The following is a 16,553-nucleotide window of genomic DNA, read 5'->3' as shown; positions in this document are numbered from 1 at the left end:
GATTCTCCATTCACTCCCCATTCCCGGCGGTACCGCCATGAGCACCCAAATGCACGACCACATCGTCAAGAGCTACGACGACGAGCAGCGCCGCCTGCTCGACGAAACCCTGCGCATGGGCGAGATGGCCGCCTCCCAGCTCGAATCCGCGCTCGACGTGGTCCAGCGCCGCGACGACAAGGCCGCCGAGCGCATCATCGCCAACGATGAGGCCATCGATGCGCTGGAGCAGGAAATCAGCCACGACGTCATGAAGCTGGCCCTGCGCGGGCCGATGGCGCGCGATCTGCGCGAGATTCTGGCCGCGATCCGCATCGCCGCTGACATCGAGCGCGTCGGCGATTACGCCGCCAACGTCGCCAAGCGCTCCACCGCGCTGAACCTGTCGCCGCCGCTGCCGCACGTGGCCGGGCTGCATGCCCTGGGCACGCTGGCGGTCAAGCAACTGCGCGACGTGCTGTCGGCCTATCGCGACAACGACATCGAACTGGCCCAGCGCGTGCGCGAGCGCGACGCCGAGATCGACACCGCCTACACCGGTCTGTTCCGCGAACTGCTGACCTACATGATGGAAGACGCGCGCAGCATCACCGCCTGCACCCATCTGCTGTTCATGGCCAAGAACATCGAGCGGGTCGGCGACCACGCCACCAACATCGCCGAGAACGTCTGGTTCCTGGTCAAGGGCGAAGAGCTGCTGCCGCCGCGCGAGAAGCGCGACGACACCAACACCACCGGCGCGATCTGATCCGCCCAGCGCCCGCGGCCATCGCGGGCGCGTTCATCGGCGCCGCCGCCAAGCATCGCGGCGCACGTTGCACTGCAGCAAGCTTCGGCGAGCGCCCGCTCGCCCCATCCCTCGCCGTACCCTTCGCGCCGCATCCCTGCCCCGGCCGTCGCCGCGCGCGCCGATCCGGTCGCGGCCAAGTCCTTGCCACGCAAGGACTGCAAACGGTTACATGCCGATCTCGATGAACCCGTTCTAAACGCGGCTGTCACTTCGACGCGATTCCGCGAATCCGATCGCTTCCTACCCAACTCTTGGTACGTACACGCGACACCGTGTCGCGGTGTATTTTTACTGGACTGGGAGGAGACCCGGATGACGGTATTGATGGCTAACGGAGATTTGGCCGCCGCCCGCTCGGGCGACCCGGCCGCTTTGGAGCGGGTGCTGATCCACTCGCGCCAGGATCTGCGCCGTTACGCCGAGTACCACTGCGTCATCAACGACATCGAGGACGCGGTGCAGGAAAGCCTGATCACGATCTCGCGCAAGCTGCGCGACCTGCGCGTGCTCGAGTGCTTCGTCTCCTGGACCTTCCGCATCGTCAAGCGCGAGTGCAATCGCTTCAAACGCGGCCGCCGCATGCTCAGCGGCGACATGATCACCGACGACATCCTGCCCGTCGTCACGCCCGAGCCCGCCGAATGGCGCCATGATGTCGCCGCGGCATTGGAATCGTTACCCGTGCACTATCGCCAGATCATTCTCCTGCGCGATCTTGAAGGCCTGAGCATCGCCGAGATCGGCGACCGGCTGGGCACCACCCGCGAAGCGGTGAAGTCGCGCCTGCACCGGGCGCGCGCGCTGGCGCGCGAGTACCTGGACGCCTGACTGCATCCACGCCGCGATCGCCCCCGTATCCATTCGCACCGACATTCGCTATACCCCACCGCAACAAACCCGCTGCACGCAACACCCGCAACATGTGGCTGCTTACGATTCGCCCTGGCAACAATGCAAGACCCTTACAAACGGCCCCGGCACTCCGGGCCGTCAATCCAACGGCGGGATACCCGCCCTCATCGCCACACAGGAGTCATCCATGTCCAAGCAAATCAAGAAGCCCCTCGCCCTCGCTCTCGGCGCCACCCTCATCGGTGGTCTGAGCCTGTCGGCTTCCGCGTTCGCGATGAGCGATCTGTCGCAGGGCTATCTGCTCGGCGCCCAGCAGGCTCCGCCGGCCGCCGAGAAGGCCGCCGACGCCAAGGCCGCCGCCGACACCGCCAAGCACGCCGAAGGCACCTGCGGCGCCGACAAGAAGGCCGGTAAGGAAGGCAGCTGCGGCGCCGACAAGAAGGCCGGCAAGGAAGGCAGCTGTGGCGCCGACAAGAAAGCCGGCAAAGAAGGCAGCTGCGGCGCCGACAAGAAGCACGCCGAAGGCAAGTGCGGCGAAGGCAAGTGCGGCGCCGACAAGAAGGCGGGCGCTGCCAAGGCCGTGAAGACCGGCGAAGGCGCCGCCAAGAAGGCCGGTGAAGGCAAGTGCGGCGAAGGCAAGTGCGGCGGTTCGATCTGATCGCGCAGCACGACTGACGATGGACGGCATGCATCCACTGTCTTCGGATGCCGTCGGCCTCGGCCTGCGGCGGGCCCTGCTGGGCCCGCTGCAGTCCGCGCCGTTCGGCGCCGGCGCACGCCGGGATTTCGACTTCCTCGAATGCGCTCCGGAAAACTGGATCGGCATCGGCGGCGTCTACGGCGAAGCGCTGCGCGAGTTGTCCTCGCGTTATCCGCTGGTCTGCCACGGCCTGTCGCTGTCGCTGGGCGGCACCGCGCCGCTGGACGAAACCTTCCTGGCCCGGGTGCGCCGTTTTCTCGACGAACACCATGTCGCCCGCTACAGCGAACATCTGAGCTACTGCAGCGACGACGGCCATCTGTACGACCTGCTGCCGATTCCGTTCACGGAAGAAGCCGTGCACCACGTCGCCGCGCGCATCCGCCGCACCCAGGACATCGTCGGCCGCCGCATCGCGGTGGAGAACGCCTCCTACTACGCCGCGCCGCACCAGGAAATGAGCGAAATCGAGTTCACTCGCGCGATCCTGACCGAAGCCGACTGCGATCTGCTGCTGGACGTCAACAACGTCTACGTCAACTCGATCAATCACCGCTACGACGCACGCGAATTCATCCGCGCAATGCCGCACGAACGCATCGCCTACATCCATGTGGCCGGGCACTACGACGAAGCCGACGATCTGAAGGTCGACACCCACGGCGCGCCGGTCAAGAACGAGGTCTGGTCGCTGCTCGGCGACGCCTACCGCATGTTCGGCGCGCGCCCGACGCTGCTGGAGCGCGACTTCAATTTCCCGCCGTACCAGGAACTGGTCGATGAGCTGGACATCGTGCGCCGCGTGCTGAGCGAATCGGCCCACGCCGCCGCGCCCGAACGCGACGCCGCGCGCCGCGCCCAGCGCGCCTGAGCCATGAACGACGCCCCCTCGCGCCTGCGCGCGCAACAGTTCGAACTCACCCGCCATCTGCGCGATCCCAATGCCAGCCCGGCGCCTGCCGGCCTGGAAGACCGGCGGCTGGGGATTTATCGCGATCTGCTGTTCAACAATATCGAAGGTTTGTTGTCGGGAAATTTCCCGGTCATCCGCAAGTTGCTCGGCGAAGAGCGCTGGGAGCGGCTGGTGCGCGATTTCTATCGCGACTACCGCTGCCACACGCCGTTGTTCGCCGAGATCGCGCGCGAATTCCTGCGCTATCTGCAGGAACTCGAAGCCGCCGACACGCCGCTGCCGGCGCCGTTCCTGCCCGAGCTGGCACATTACGAATGGGTGGAACTGGCGCTGCAACTCAGCGACGCGCAGGCGCCATCCGACGATGCCGATATCGGCGATAGCGAACTGCTCGCGCACGCGCCGCAGCTGTCGCCGCTGGCGTGGCCGCTGGCCTATGCCTGGCCGGTGCACCGGCTGGGCCCGGATTTCCAGCCCGATGCGCCGCCGCCCACGCCGACCCTGGTGCTGCTGCGCCGCGAAGCCGACGGCGAAGTGCGTTTCTCCGAACTCAGCCCGCTGGCCTATCGCCTGGTCGAACGCATCGGCGAATCGCCGCAGTTGTCCGCGCGCGAGCAGCTGCAAGCGCTGGCGCAGGAAGCCGGCAGCGATGACGTCGCCGCCTTCCTCGAACTCGGCCAGGGCCTGCTGCGACAGATGCGCGCCAGCGGCGTGATCTTTTTTTCCCGCGTGGCGAATCCTTCCGCCTGATCGCGGACTCTTAGTCAGAGCAAGCGCCGGCGTTTCCGGCGCAGTTCTGTACGGAGTCCACCATGGCCATCCCCTGCCTCGCCTGCTTCGGCGCCCTGCGCGATCGCCTCGACGGCGTCGGGGCCTGGCTCGCGCCGTTGGGCCTGCGCGCGGTGCTGGCCTGGGAGTTCTACGAATCCGGGCGCGAAAAACTGCACGGCGAAAACTGGTTCGGCGCGGTCATGTCGAACTTCCCGTTTCCCTTCGACCGCGTGCCCGCCGGCCTAAGCTGGGGCATGGCGACCTGGTTCGAATTGCTCGGTGGCCTGGCCCTGCTGCTCGGATTGGCCACGCGCGCGGTCGCCGCCTCGTTGTTCGTGCTCACCGTGGTCGCGATCGCGGCGGTGCACTGGCCGCGCGACTGGATGGGCCTGAGCCAACTCGCGCAGGGCTATGCGATCAGCGACGACGGCGCAGGCAACTACAAGCTGCCGCTGCTGTTCCTGGTGATGCTGTGGCCGCTGATCCTGGGCGGCGCCGGCCGCCTGAGCCTGGACGCGGCGCTGGCGCGCGCGTTGCCGGCCGCATCGGCGCGCAACGATCTGCTTGGCTGGGGTCTGGTCCTGTTGCCGTTCGGCGGGGTCGTGGCGATGCTGCTGCCGGCGCCGGGCCTGACCCTGGCCGGGCTCGGCGCGGCGGCGCTGCTGATCGCGGCGCGGCCGCGCACCGGCCGTTTGCGCCTGCCTCACCTCCAAGCGCGGGGCGCGGGCGAGAACCGTCGCTGACCTCGCCGCCGATTCACGGCCGTCGCGGCGGCCGCGCGGACGAAGCCCGCGCGACAACCTGCTAGGCTTTCGCGATGACCGAAACCGGCCCCCTTCAGACCGCGACCGCCGCGGCGCCCTTCCCCACCACCCTCGCCAACCGTTTCCGCGGCTACCTGCCGGTCGTGGTCGACGTGGAAACCGGCGGCTTCGACTGGAACAAGCACGCGCTGCTGGAAATCGCCGTGCAACCGTTGGAGCTGGACGCGCAGGGCCGGATCGTGCCGGGCGAGATCGCCAGCGCCCACGTCGTCCCCGCCGCCGGCATGCAGATCGACCCCAAGTCGCTGGAAATCACCGGCATCGACATCGACCACCCGTTCCGCGACGCCAAGCCCGAGCGCCAGGCGCTGGAAGCGGTGTTCGCGCCGGTGCGCGACGCGGTGAAGCGCCACGGCTGCCAGCGCGCGATCCTGGTCGGCCACAACGCCCATTTCGATCTCAACTTCCTCAACGCCGCGGTCGCCCGCAGCGGCCACAAGCGCAACCCGTTCCACCCCTTCAGCGTGTTCGACACCGTGACCCTGGCCGGCGTCGCCTACGGCCAGACCGTGCTCGCCCGCGCCGTGCAGGCCGCCGGGCTGGACTGGAACGCGCAGGAAGCGCATTCGGCGGTGTACGACACTCAGCGCACGGCTGAGTTGTTTTGCAAGATCGTCAATGCGTGGCCGCGGGGCTGATCGCAGTGCCGATCGCGTAATCGACCTGCGCGGGAATGTCGTCGCCGCAGCCGGCGTATCTTTGGACTCCCGCGGCCAAGGCCCCGACGCGGATGCCACAGTCCGCTTTTACGGCTTGAGCTGAATCGCTCGGCGGCACGCCGCCGAGGCGTGTTTCACCGCTGCAACATCGCGGTCTGGCCTTCCCGGCAAAGCACACGCGTTCAATGAGACATCGAGCGGCATCGCGCCGCCTCGCCCGGTCCCTGCGCGGCGCGCGCGGGCCGTGGATCATGGACGGGAGGACAGGATGTTCGCTTTCGACGACGAGCAATTTCTCGACGGTTACCGCCGTCGTTTCGGCCCGCTGAACGATCAGCTGGCGCAGGCGCTGCGTTTTCTGATCGGGCGCATCGAGCAGGACGCGAGCTTCACCCAGAACCCGGTGCATCGCAATCAGATTGCCTACTGCCTGGCGACGTTCAAATGGGAAACCGCGCATACGCTGCGGCCGATCGACGAGTTCGGCGACGACGCGCGCTTCAACCGCCTGTACGGTCCGGACACGCGCGTGGGCAAGATGCTCGGCAACACCAAGGCCGGCGACGGCGCGCGCTTCCACGGCCGCGGCTATGTGCAACTGACCGGCCGCGCCAACTACGATCGCGCCGGCAAAGTGCTGGGCATCGATCTGCTCAGCAAGCCCGAGGACGCGAAGAAGCCCGAGGTCGCCTACGCGATCGCGCTGGAAGGCATGAAGAAAGGCTGGTTCACCGGCAAGAAACTGGACAACTACTTCAAGTCCGGACAGCTGCCGAATTACGAAGAAGCCCGGCGCATCATCAACGGCCAGGACAAGGCGCAGACCATCGCCGATATCGCGCGCCGCTTCGACGAGCTGCTCTTAAACGCTCTGGAATAACAAACACCGATACTCCACCACACCTCTTCCCCCCTTTGAAAAAGGGGGGTTAGGGGGGATTCGCTTTTGCTTTTGCCCCAGCGCAACGCCTAGAACACAACCGCAAAACCTCAAGCCAGCTTCAAACCCACCAGCCCGGCGACGATCAACAACACGCTGACGATGCGCAAGGCATTGGCCGGTTCGTTGAACAGCACCATGCCGAGAATGACCGTGCCGACCGCGCCTACGCCGACCCAGACCGCATACGCGGTGCCGACCGGCAGCGACTTCATCGCCACGCCGAGCAGCCCCAGGCTGACGATCATCGCCGCGATGGTGCCGACCGACGGCCACAGTTTGCTGAACCCTTCCGTGTATTTCAGACCGATCGCCCAACCCACTTCGAACAGGCCGGCGAATACGAGCAAGACCCAAGGCATGACAGTGCTCCCATGAGGATGGGGCCGTCCCCGGATAAACGTCGCGCGATGTACGGATAACGCCGCGTGGCTGCGCGGAACCGGGTCGTCCCGGTTCGCAGCGAATTATATCGGCGCGGATGCGCGATGGGCGGCGAGGCGGTCGGCGGGGTCAGCGGGGGGTTACATAGCGCTGAGTCGTGCGGAGAGCGCCGTACTGATATCCGCCCTACCCGATGACTTCGCTGCGCGAAGTCTTTTGTGGGAGGGGCTTCAGCCCCGATGCTCCTCGATCCGCTGCGGTGAGGCTTCCTGACAACTGATCGGAAAGCATCGGGGCTGAAGCCCCTCCCACAAAAGACTTCATGCTCCCACAGGCGGCGCGAGCGCCGCCGCACGCATCAACCGCGCTGACGCACCGCTTCGAACAAGGTCACGCCCGAAGCCACCGACACATTGAGGCTTTCCACGCCGCCGGCCGCGTTGCCGCCGGGCATCGGAATCTTGACCAGCTGATCGCAGTTCTCGCGAGTCAGGCGACGCAGACCGTCGGCTTCGCCGCCCAGGGCCAGCGCGACATTGCCTTTCAAGTCGATCGAATACAGCGAAGCCTCGGCCTCGCCCGCCAGGCCGTAGATCCACACGCCCAACTGCTGCAGATCGCGCATCGCGCGGGCCAGGTTGGTCACCGGGATCACCGGAATGCTGTCGGCGGCGCCGGCGGAGGTCTTGCGCACGGTCGCGTTGACCTGCACCGACTTGTCTTTCGGGATGATCACCGCGGTAGCGTTGGCGGCCGCGGCGCTGCGCAGGCAGGCGCCGAGGTTGTGCGGGTCCTGGACGCCGTCGAGGATCAGGATCAGCGCCTTGCCCTGCGCTGCTTCGACCAGCGCTTCGAGCTCGTTCTCGTTCCAGGTCTTGGCCGCGGCGTAGCGCGCGACCACGCCCTGATGGCGCAGATTGCCGACCACGCCTTCCAGCGCATTGGTCGCGACCCGACGCACGTCGATATCGGCGCGGCGCGCGGCGGTCTCGATCTCGGTCAGGCGCGGGTTCTTGGCGCCGGCTTCGATCAGCACCTCGCGCACGTTGGCGGCGTCGTGCTCGATCGAGGCGGAGACGGCGTTGATGCCGGCGATCCATTGTTTCTGGCTCATGGGGGTTCCGTGGGGCTGTCGTGGCCGGGCCGCTGCGGGCGCCGGGGCGCGGCCGGGGCGGCGGGGCTTGGGGGTGCGATTCTAAGCTACCCGCGGGTTTTCGGCTTTTTTGCCGTGCCGCCGCCCAATCACCCAAAAAACCGCCCGATGAGTTCCCCCCTTTGAAAAAGGGTGAAGGGCCGCGCTTGCGAACCGCAGGTTCGCGCGGCACTGAACGCCCACAGGCTATGCCTGTGGGCCGGAGGGTTAGGGGGGATTTGCTTTTGCCTGCCGAAGCCCGGAGGCCGCCAAAGCAAAAGCAAATCCCCCGCGCTGCGGCGACTCCACAAAATCGAAGCAGCGCCGGGCGCTGGCCCCCTTTTTCAAAGGGGGCTAATTGACGCGCTTGGATCGGAATCGGGAACCGGGCCAGCCGCCGGCCCGCCGCGACTCAATACTTCTGCTTAGGCCGCTTCGCCGGCGTGCCGCGCGGCGGCAAGGGCTTGGCGCCGCGCTCCTCGACCAGACGGAAGTCGATCTTGCGGTCCTCGACGCTGGCCTTGAGCACCACGATCTGGACCCGGTCGCCGAGCCGGAACTCGCGCGCGGTGCGCTCGCCCTTGAGCGTCTTGCGGATCGGATCGAAGTGGTAGTAGTCGTGCGGCAACTGGGTCACGTGAACCAGACCGTTGACCTTGGATTCGTCCAGCTCGATGAACAAGCCGAAGCTGGTCACACCGCTGATGGTGCCCTCGAATTCGCCGCCGACGTGCTGTTCCATCCACGCCGCGCGGTAACGCTCATCGACCTCGCGCTCGGCCTCGTCGGCACGGCGTTCGCGTTCGGAACACTGCAACGCCAGCGCCGCCATCTGCGTCGGCGAATATCCGTATGCGGTCGGCTTGGCGCCGCTGAGCGCGTGCTTGATCGCACGATGCACGAGCAGATCCGGATAACGCCGGATCGGCGAAGTGAAGTGCGCGTACGCCTCCAACGCCAGACCGAAATGGCCGACGTTCTCCGGCGCGTACACCGCCAGGCTCTGGCTGCGCAGCAGCACCGACTCGATCAACGCCGCATCGGGGCGCTCGCGGATTTTCTTCAGCAGTTGGGTGAAGTCGCGCGGCTCAACCTGGTTCCAGGCCGGCATGCGCAGCTTGAATTCCTTCAGGAACTCCTGCAGATCGGCGTACTTCTGCTCAGGCGGACGGTCGTGGATGCGATACGGCGCCGGCACCTGCTGGGCGATCAGGAACTTGGCGGCCTCGACATTGGCCGCGATCATGCATTCCTCGATCAGCTTGTGCGCATCGTTGCGTTGAAGCATGCCGGCCTGGACCACTTCGCCGTCCTTGCCCAGCACGAAACGCACTTCGCTGGATTCGAACTCGATCGCGCCGCGCTTCTGCCGCGCCTTCAGCAGCACCTGGAACAACTGATGCAGACGCTCGATATGCGGCAGCAGCGAGCCGACCTGCGCGCGCGCTTCGCTGCGCAGTTCTTCCGGCACTTCGCCGACCGCGTTCCAGACCGTGGTGTAGGTCAGGCGCGCATGCGAATTCATCACCGCTTCGTAGAACCTGGACTCGCTGACCTGGCCTTCACGATCGACCTGCATATCGCAGACGAAGCACAGCCGGTCCACCTTCGGGTTCAACGAACAAATACCGTTGGACAGCGTCTCCGGCAGCATCGGCACGACGAAACCGGGGAAGTACACCGAGGTCGCGCGCTTTTGCGCCTCATCGTCCAGCGGCGTGCCGGGACGGACGTAGTGCGAGACGTCGGCGATGGCGACCACCAGACGGAAACCGTCGCGGTTGCTTTCGCAGTACACCGCGTCGTCGAAGTCCTTCGCGTCCTCGCCGTCGATGGTGACCAGCGGCATCTGGCGCAGGTCCACGCGTTGCGCGGCGACCGACTCAGGCACCGTCAGCGGCACCGCCGCGGCTTCGTCGAGGGTTTCCTGCGGGAACACGTCGGGAATTTCGTGGCCGTGGATCGCCGCCTGCACCGCCAGCGAGGCGGTGAGTTTGTCGCCGAGCACGGCCAGCACACGGCCGATCGGCGGACGCTTGTGATCGGGCGCCTGCACCAGTTCGCACACCACCAGCTGGCCGTTCTGCGCGTCCATGCGCGCGTCCGGCGGAATCTGCACGTTGCGCTGGATGCGGCGGTCGTCGGGCACGACGTAGCTGATGCCCTGCTCGACCGTGAAGCGGCCGATCAGGCGATTGAGGCGGCGTTCTAGCACTTCCACGATCGCGCCTTCGCGGCGGCCGCGGCGGTCCACGCCGGTGACGCTGACCAACACGCGGTCGCCGTGCATGGCCTTGCGCATTTCATACGGCGGCAGGAACAGATCGTCGCCGCCGGCCTCCGGGCGCAGGAAGCCGAAGCCGTCCGGATTGGCGATCACCGAGCCGGAGATCAGGTCCATCTGCGCGGCCGGGGCGAATTCGCCCTTGCGGTTCTGGATCAGCTGGCCGTCGCGCAGCATCGCGCCCAGGCGCTTGCCCAGCGCGTCGGCGCGATCGTCTTCGGTCAGTTCCAGGCGCTGGGCCAGGTCTTCGGCGCGCAGCGGGCCGTCGGCCGCGGCCAGGGTCTGCAGGATCAGCTCGCGGCTGGCGATCGGCTGGGCGTAGCGCGAGGCTTCGCGCTCGGCGTAGGGATCGTGATACGGGGCCGGAGCGCGCGCCGGGCCGGGGGCCGGGGCGGCGGCGGATTTGCCGCGCGAGCCCTTGGCGGGCGGGCCGTGCTGGAGATTCTCCGGCAGCCAGGGCGGGCGCGAAGCGGCGGCCTTGCGGGGTTTGCCGGCGCCGCCGGGCGTGTTGCGGGAAGGAGTCTTGCTGCCGGTGGCTCCGGTCTTCTTGCTCTTAGGTTTTTTTGTCATGTCCTCTATGGTCGCACATCGGCATGAATACGGCGTCTGCGGCCGGCGCCGCCGGTCGGCGGGACCGGCGGCGGATACGCGCGCCGGGCGGGCGGCGGGCCGTGTGCGGCGCAACATGCGACAGGGCCGATTGCGCGGCGCGTTCGCCCGGCGTCGCCTCCGGAAGCGTCGAAACGATCGCGAACCATCGCGCGCCGATGATCGCGAGCGCATCGCCGGCCCGGTGCGGATCGCAGCGAAAACCGCTGAATCGCCGCCTTGCGCGTCCCCGCGTTCGCACTCGCGCCCACGCCTGCAAACCGGCGCCTGTCGCACGAACTCGCGCCGTACCTGTACCGAATCCCATCGCGATGCGCATCTGTGATCCCACCCACACTTAGCCGCGACGGTTTCAGCGGCGACGGCTTGTACTTCGACGGCTTCCGCGAAGCCCGCGTGAGCGCACAAAACCCATGATTTCCGCAGCTTAGCTTGGAGTCGCTCGCCACCGCGCGAGTTACAACGACGCCACCCGTCGCTCACTCAAAAAAACAAGGAAACGCACGATGATTCGCAAGAACGCGCTCTACTTGGCGCTAGTCGCCGGGCTGTCTGGCTTCTCGATTAGTGCTGTCGCCAAATCCCCCACCGCCGAAATGGATTCCGCGCCCGTCGCCGAAACGCCCTCGGCCGGCGCCATGGGCGCCGCCAATTTCGCGATCTCGGCGAAATCCTCCGCGCCGCGAGTGTTCAGCCTGGGCCAACCCACCAGCCTGGACGTGTCCACGCTGAAAGACCGCCGCGTGCGCCAGGACAAGAACGGCGAACCGCTGGAAATCGGCTTTGCCCGCAACATCGCCCGCAGCAACGTCGATCTGAAGACCCTCAACTGGCTGCCGCTGGCCGATGGCGGCCAGGCCGCGCGCTTCGAAGTGTCGTCCTCCGGCGCGGTCGCGCTGCGCGCCGGTCTGGCGCTGCGCGGCGCCGGCGCCAAGTCGGTCAAGCTGCACTTCGCCGGCAACGACGGCCGCGTGTTCGAGCAAAGCGGCGCGGATTTCGCCGGCAACGAACTGGGCTGGTCGCCGGTGCTCGCCGGCGACACGGTCACGGTCGAACTGGTCCTGCCCAAGGGCGTCAATGCCAAATCGTTGTCGCTGAAGATTCCGCAGCTCTCGCACCTGGACGTCAGCCCGGCGGCGAGCGAGAAGGCCATCCAGAAAGCCATCGGCGACAGCGATTCGTGCGAGAAGGACATCGTCTGTCGCGTCAGCCCGCCGTCGGGCTTCGTGTCCACGGCCAAGTCGGTCGCGCGCATGACCTTCACCACCGGCGGCGGCACCTACCTGTGCACCGGCACTCTGCTCAATAACAACTACTCGCCGAAGAAGCGCCTGTTCTGGACCGCCGCGCACTGCATCAGCACCCAGACCGTCGCCAACACCCTGCAGACCTACTGGTTCTACGACGCCACCACCTGCAACGGCTCGGTGGTGAATTCGGCCTACACCACGCTCAGCGGCGGCGCGTACCTGCGTCACGCCAACACCACCCGCGACACCTCGCTGCTCGAACTCAAGACCGCGCCGCCGTCGGGCGCGGTGTATGCGGGCTGGTCGAACGCGTTGATCAGCGCTAACGGCACCGCGATCGAAGGCATCCATCACCCGGCCGGTGACGTCAAGAAGTATTCGCTGGGCAAGATCACCGCGCTGTCTTCGTCGATCGACGGCAAGTCGCCGCTGTACAAGGTGCAGTGGAGCACCGGCGTGACCGAAGGCGGCTCCTCGGGTTCGGGCCTGTTCACCGTGACCAGCAGCGGCGGCTATCAGCTGCGCGGCGGCTTGTACGGCGGCACCTCGTACTGCAGCGCGCCGCGCGATCCGGACTACTACTCGCGCTTCGCCGACATCTATTCCAGCGTGTCGAGCTATTTCAATCCCTGATCGCCGCTGGCGGATTCAAGGTTGATACGAACGGGTCGCTGCTCACGCAGCGGCCCGTTTTTCATGGCCGGCGATGGCTGTCGCGATGGCCCCGATGGCGCCGCCTGTCGGAAACCGCTCGCGCCCGCATTGCGGCCAGGACACGAACCGCTATAACCTTTAAAACGACTTTAAAGGGTAAGCCATGCGACTGGAGCATCACGATTTCCGCAGCGCCGATCTGGTCGGCGGCGATCCCGCGCTGGATCTGGTCAATACCGTGACCGCGCGCGACACCCAGCCGCGCGACTGGCTCGACGACTACTTCGCGCTGCTGCGCTGGGCGCGCCAGACCGAATGCTTCGCCCGCGCCGATCTGGCGACGCTGGAAACGCAGGCGCAGGCTGCGCCGGCCAAGGCCGCCGCCGCGCTGACGCGTTGCAAGGCCCTGCGCGAAGCCTTGTGCGATGCGCTCTACGCCCTCGCCCACGAGCGCGCGCCGACGCCGCTGGACCTGGACACGATCGATCAGGCGCGTCTGGCCGCTTCGAAAGCCGCGCGTCTGGTCTCGCGCGATTCGCGCCTGCAGACCCAGTGGACGGCCGAACGCTCGGGGCTGGACCTCATCGCCCACGTCATCACCGCCTATGCGATCGAACTGCTCAAGGACGCGCGCGTGGAGCGCCTGCGCGTTTGCGACGGCAACGATTGCGGCTGGGTGTTCATCGACACATCGAAGAACGGACGCCGGCGCTGGTGCGATATGGCGACCTGCGGAAACGTGGCGAAGGCCAGGCGCTTCCAGCAACGTCAGCGCGAGTAAGCCGAATACGGGCCGTCGCGACGCGCGTTTTATGCATTCCGATTCGATCGTCCACACGTTCTATCGCGGAGGCCCCGTGAACCGTCCCGACCCGCCGCGCCCCACCGCCCCGCCGGTGCAATGGCTGTCCACCGCGATGCTCGCCGCTGTCTGCGCGAGCGCTTGCGCGATGGCTTACCAACGCCCCGCCCCGCACGCCGCCGAGCCGCAACGCTGGACGCCGCCGGGCATCGCCAGCGATCAATACGAATCCTCGCCGACGTTCACGCCCGATGGCCGCGAGATCTACTTCATGCGCAGCGATACCCAGTTCGCGAACTGGCGCATCCTGCGCTCGCGTTGTCAAGCCGGCGCATGGTCGAAGCCCGAACCGCCGTCGTTCGCCGCTTCCAAAGCCGGCCTGGACGCCGATCCGTTCGTGACCGCCGACGGCCGCCGCCTGTACTTCGTATCCGCCCGCCACGATCCCAAGGGCGAGGATCTGGATATCTACTACGTGCAGCGCGATGCCGATGGCGCCTGGGGCGAACCGCAGCGGTTACCGGAACCGGTCAACTCCCCCGCCGCCGAACTGCTGCCGCGGTTGAGCGCCGACGGCCGCCTGTATTTCGGTTCCAGCCGCGCGGGCGGCCACGGCCAGGGCGATCTGTACGCCGCCACGCCAAACGCGGACGGACGCTGGAGCGTGCACAATCTCGGCGCGCCGCTGAGCAGCGCGGCCAACGAATACGAAGCCGACATCGCCCGCGACGGCCGCGGCCTGATCGCGGTGATCGATCGCGGCGACCGCTCGCATCTGTACCGCTTCGAGCGCCGCGGCCAGCAATGGCGCGAACGCGGACGGATCGCCGCGCGCGCGGATGTGTTCCAGGTCGGCCCGCTGCTGTCGCCGCGCGGCGACCGCCTGCTGTTCGCGCAGGCCGACGGCGAGCGCTCCGGCGAATTGTTCCTGATCGATCTGGTCGCCGAACCCGATCGCAGTTGGCCGCCGTCGTGCGGCCCGGCGGCCAGCTAATCGCGCGCTTGCCGCCGAGGCATCCGGAAGGCCGGCGGCGCTCTCAGGCGGAAATCCCGGGCGCGTGTTCTTCGTCCTCGCGCGGCTGCGTCGAACGCGGCTTGGGCGGAATCAACGGCGTCTGCTGCATATTGCCGTACAGCAGCGACACGCCGGCGCGCACGCCGCCGACCAGTTCCAGCTCGAAACGCTCCGCATCGCGTTTGCGGATATCGGCCACGACTTCGGCCGCATCGTCCGCCGACACGCCCAGTTCCACCAGCGCCGCCTCGCCGAAGCGCATCGCCGATTCGAAGGTCTCGCGCACCTGCAGATCGACCCCGGCATGCACCAGTTCCAGCGCATGTTCGCGATCGAAACTGCGCGCCAGCAACCGCGCCTGCGGGAACTCGTGACGGATCAGCTGCGCGGTGACGGTGGCGGCGGCGCGGTCGTCGATGCAGATGGCGATCAGCTGCGCGTTGCCGGCGCCGGAGGCGCGCAGCACGTCCAGGCGGGTGCCGTCGCCGTAGTACACCTTGAAGCCGAAGGTCTGCGCGCTTTCGATCATCTCAACATCGGTGTCGATGATCGCCACCTCCACCCCACGCGCCAACAGCGATTGCGACACCACCTGGCCGAAACGGCCGAAGCCGATCAACAGCACGCTGCCGCTCAAGCCGTTGGGCTCGTCCACGCCTTCCAGCGACAGCGCCATCTTCGGCGAGAACTTGCGCAGCGCGATGATCGCCAGCGGCGTGAGCGCCATCGACAGCACCACGATCGCGGTAAGATTGGCGCTGACGGCGGCATCGATCAGCTTGGCGTTAGCCGCCGCCGAGAACAGCACGAAGGCGAACTCGCCGCCCTGCGCCATCAGCACCGCGCGGTCCAGCGCCTCGGTGTGGCACGACTTCATCAGCCGAGCCACGATGTAGATGCACAGCGACTTGACCAGCATCAGCGCGAGCACGCCGCCGACGATCATCGGCCAGTTGGCCGCGACCACGGTCAGGTTCAGGGACATGCCGACGCTGAGGAAGAACAGGCCGAGCAGAATGCCGCGGAACGGTTCGATATCGGCTTCCAACTGATGGCGGAAGGTCGATTCCGACAGCAACACGCCGGCCAGGAACGCGCCCATCGCCATCGACAGGCCGCCGATCTGCATCAGCAGGGCCGCGCCCAGCACCACCAGCAGGGCCGCGGCGGTCATCACCTCGCGCGCCTTGGCCGCGGCCAGCACCCGGAACAGCGGATTCAACAGCCAGATGCCGGCGGCCAGCAGCGTCGCCAGCGAAGCCATGGCGATGCCGATATCGGCCCAGCGCGAATGCGCGGCCGCGCTCGGATTCGCTTCCGGCGGCGCCATCAGCGCGACCAGCGCCAGCAGCGGCACGATCAGCAGATCTTCGAACAACAGGATCGAGACGATGCGCTGTCCGCGCGGCAAGGCCAGATCGCTGCGCTCGCCGAGGATCTGCATGACGATCGCGGTGGAGGTCAGCACGAAGCCCATCGCGCCGATGAAGGCCACCATCAGCGGCAAGCCGAACGCCAGGCCGACGCCGGTCATCGCCAGCGAACACAGCGCGATCTGCGCGGTGCCCAAGCCGAAAATTTCGCGGCGCAGGCTCCACAAATGCGAGGGCCGCATCTCCAGGCCGATGATGAACAAGAACATCACCACGCCCAGCTCGGCCACGTGCAGGATCGCCTGCGAGTCGTTGAAGAAGCCCAGCCCGAACGGGCCGATCAGCAGGCCGGCGGCCAGATAGCCCAGCACCGAGCCCAGGCCGATGCGCTTGAAGATCGGCACTGCGACCACGCCGGCCGCCAGCAGCACCACCACCTTGACCAGTTCGCTGCCTTGCGCCTCGGCTGCCATCGCGCTTCTCCGGTTATTGCGTCCGCGTATCGCTTCTGCCTTGGTTCCGGGCCGGCGCGGCGAGCGCGCCGGACCCTTGCGCTACAGACTAACAGGCGCATCCGGCAGGCGAATCCGCCCGTGCCTTT

Annotated in this window: 16 protein-coding genes; 11 read left to right on the top strand and 5 right to left on the bottom strand. The window is 67.1% G+C overall.

Annotation, left to right across the window (positions count from 1 at the left end; all coding sequences use genetic code 11):
• Positions 1-37: 37 nt before the first annotated feature.
• From phoU to AB4Y92_RS16235, 8 genes are all read left to right on the top strand, one after another.
• Positions 38-748 carry a phosphate signaling complex protein PhoU gene (phoU, locus tag AB4Y92_RS16270; RefSeq protein ID WP_057943521.1) on the top strand — a complete coding sequence of 237 codons (711 nt, stop codon included), beginning with the start codon at positions 38-40 and terminating at the stop codon, positions 746-748.
• Positions 749-1,114: 366 nt separating this feature from the next.
• Entirely contained in the window at positions 1,115-1,618 is a 504-nt protein-coding gene (locus AB4Y92_RS16265; protein ID WP_441820604.1) for an RNA polymerase sigma factor, read from the top strand.
• 211 nt (positions 1,619-1,829) lie between these two features.
• On the top strand, positions 1,830-2,300 hold the full coding sequence (locus AB4Y92_RS16260) for an HvfA family oxazolone/thioamide-modified RiPP metallophore (protein WP_441820603.1): 471 nt from the start codon (positions 1,830-1,832) through the stop codon (positions 2,298-2,300).
• Between the two features lie 28 nt (positions 2,301-2,328).
• Positions 2,329-3,213, top strand: a complete 885-nt coding sequence (locus AB4Y92_RS16255) for an HvfB family MNIO-type RiPP peptide maturase (RefSeq protein ID WP_441820602.1) — start codon at positions 2,329-2,331, stop codon at positions 3,211-3,213.
• Between the two features lie 3 nt (positions 3,214-3,216).
• Positions 3,217-4,005, top strand: coding sequence for an HvfC family RiPP maturation protein (locus AB4Y92_RS16250; RefSeq protein WP_441820601.1), 789 nt, complete (start codon positions 3,217-3,219; stop codon positions 4,003-4,005).
• Between the two features lie 62 nt (positions 4,006-4,067).
• Entirely contained in the window at positions 4,068-4,769 is a 702-nt protein-coding gene (locus AB4Y92_RS16245) for an HvfX family Cu-binding RiPP maturation protein (protein WP_441820600.1), read from the top strand.
• 74 nt (positions 4,770-4,843) lie between these two features.
• Complete coding sequence (rnt, locus tag AB4Y92_RS16240) at positions 4,844-5,488, top strand: ribonuclease T (protein WP_057943527.1); 645 nt, start codon at positions 4,844-4,846, stop codon at positions 5,486-5,488.
• A 289-nt stretch (positions 5,489-5,777) separates the two neighbouring features.
• Positions 5,778-6,389 carry a glycoside hydrolase family 19 protein gene (locus AB4Y92_RS16235; RefSeq protein WP_441820599.1) on the top strand — a complete coding sequence of 204 codons (612 nt, stop codon included), beginning with the start codon at positions 5,778-5,780 and terminating at the stop codon, positions 6,387-6,389.
• Between the two features lie 110 nt (positions 6,390-6,499).
• On the opposite strand, the gene sugE is transcribed toward AB4Y92_RS16235, so the two are convergent.
• The 4 genes from sugE to AB4Y92_RS16215 form a co-directional block, all read right to left on the bottom strand.
• Positions 6,500-6,811: a quaternary ammonium compound efflux SMR transporter SugE gene (sugE, locus tag AB4Y92_RS16230; protein WP_057943530.1), complete on the bottom strand. Its 312-nt coding sequence runs from the start codon at positions 6,809-6,811 to the stop codon at positions 6,500-6,502.
• A 380-nt stretch (positions 6,812-7,191) separates the two neighbouring features.
• A complete protein-coding gene (gene rlmB, locus AB4Y92_RS16225; RefSeq protein ID WP_441820598.1) occupies positions 7,192-7,947 on the bottom strand; it encodes a 23S rRNA (guanosine(2251)-2'-O)-methyltransferase RlmB in 756 nt (251 codons plus the stop codon).
• A gap of 430 nt (positions 7,948-8,377) precedes the next feature.
• Positions 8,378-10,819 carry a ribonuclease R gene (gene rnr / locus AB4Y92_RS16220; RefSeq protein WP_441820597.1) on the bottom strand — a complete coding sequence of 814 codons (2,442 nt, stop codon included), beginning with the start codon at positions 10,817-10,819 and terminating at the stop codon, positions 8,378-8,380.
• Complete coding sequence (locus tag AB4Y92_RS16215; RefSeq protein ID WP_441820596.1) at positions 10,803-11,177, bottom strand: hypothetical protein; 375 nt, start codon at positions 11,175-11,177, stop codon at positions 10,803-10,805. Before AB4Y92_RS16215 ends, rnr begins: the two co-directional genes overlap by 17 nt.
• A gap of 187 nt (positions 11,178-11,364) precedes the next feature.
• On the opposite strand from AB4Y92_RS16215, the gene AB4Y92_RS16210 reads away from it, so the two are divergent.
• The 3 genes from AB4Y92_RS16210 to AB4Y92_RS16200 all read left to right on the top strand — a co-directional run bounded on the left by AB4Y92_RS16210 (position 11,365) and on the right by AB4Y92_RS16200 (position 14,558).
• On the top strand, positions 11,365-12,741 hold the full coding sequence (locus AB4Y92_RS16210; protein WP_441820595.1) for a trypsin-like serine peptidase: 1,377 nt from the start codon (positions 11,365-11,367) through the stop codon (positions 12,739-12,741).
• Positions 12,742-12,925: 184 nt separating this feature from the next.
• A complete protein-coding gene (locus tag AB4Y92_RS16205; protein ID WP_441820594.1) occupies positions 12,926-13,543 on the top strand; it encodes a CGNR zinc finger domain-containing protein in 618 nt (205 codons plus the stop codon).
• A gap of 76 nt (positions 13,544-13,619) precedes the next feature.
• A complete protein-coding gene (locus AB4Y92_RS16200) occupies positions 13,620-14,558 on the top strand; it encodes a TolB family protein (protein ID WP_441820593.1) in 939 nt (312 codons plus the stop codon).
• Between the two features lie 43 nt (positions 14,559-14,601).
• Here AB4Y92_RS16200 and AB4Y92_RS16195 read toward each other — a convergent pair whose 3' ends face one another.
• Entirely contained in the window at positions 14,602-16,425 is a 1,824-nt protein-coding gene (locus AB4Y92_RS16195) for a monovalent cation:proton antiporter-2 (CPA2) family protein (RefSeq protein ID WP_441820592.1), read from the bottom strand.
• Positions 16,426-16,553 lie beyond the last annotated feature (128 nt).

The sequence above is a fragment of the Lysobacter sp. TAB13 genome, assembly GCF_052113885.1.
GTDB lineage: Bacteria > Pseudomonadota > Gammaproteobacteria > Xanthomonadales > Xanthomonadaceae > Lysobacter > Lysobacter gummosus.
This window is presented reverse-complemented; position numbering and strand designations above follow the sequence as displayed.

Coding starts and splice junctions, on each gene's coding strand:
- phoU (WP_057943521.1), top strand. CDS start 38: ATGAGCACCCAAATGCACGACCACATCGTCAAGAGCTACGACGACGAG.
- AB4Y92_RS16265 (WP_441820604.1), top strand. CDS start 1,115: ATGGCTAACGGAGATTTGGCCGCCGCCCGCTCGGGCGACCCGGCCGCT.
- AB4Y92_RS16260 (WP_441820603.1), top strand. CDS start 1,830: ATGTCCAAGCAAATCAAGAAGCCCCTCGCCCTCGCTCTCGGCGCCACC.
- AB4Y92_RS16255 (WP_441820602.1), top strand. CDS start 2,329: ATGCATCCACTGTCTTCGGATGCCGTCGGCCTCGGCCTGCGGCGGGCC.
- AB4Y92_RS16250 (WP_441820601.1), top strand. CDS start 3,217: ATGAACGACGCCCCCTCGCGCCTGCGCGCGCAACAGTTCGAACTCACC.
- AB4Y92_RS16245 (WP_441820600.1), top strand. CDS start 4,068: ATGGCCATCCCCTGCCTCGCCTGCTTCGGCGCCCTGCGCGATCGCCTC.
- rnt (WP_057943527.1), top strand. CDS start 4,844: ATGACCGAAACCGGCCCCCTTCAGACCGCGACCGCCGCGGCGCCCTTC.
- AB4Y92_RS16235 (WP_441820599.1), top strand. CDS start 5,778: ATGTTCGCTTTCGACGACGAGCAATTTCTCGACGGTTACCGCCGTCGT.
- sugE (WP_057943530.1), bottom strand. CDS start 6,811: ATGCCTTGGGTCTTGCTCGTATTCGCCGGCCTGTTCGAAGTGGGTTGG.
- rlmB (WP_441820598.1), bottom strand. CDS start 7,947: ATGAGCCAGAAACAATGGATCGCCGGCATCAACGCCGTCTCCGCCTCG.
- rnr (WP_441820597.1), bottom strand. CDS start 10,819: ATGACAAAAAAACCTAAGAGCAAGAAGACCGGAGCCACCGGCAGCAAG.
- AB4Y92_RS16215 (WP_441820596.1), bottom strand. CDS start 11,177: ATGCGCATCGCGATGGGATTCGGTACAGGTACGGCGCGAGTTCGTGCG.
- AB4Y92_RS16210 (WP_441820595.1), top strand. CDS start 11,365: ATGATTCGCAAGAACGCGCTCTACTTGGCGCTAGTCGCCGGGCTGTCT.
- AB4Y92_RS16205 (WP_441820594.1), top strand. CDS start 12,926: ATGCGACTGGAGCATCACGATTTCCGCAGCGCCGATCTGGTCGGCGGC.
- AB4Y92_RS16195 (WP_441820592.1), bottom strand. CDS start 16,425: ATGGCAGCCGAGGCGCAAGGCAGCGAACTGGTCAAGGTGGTGGTGCTG.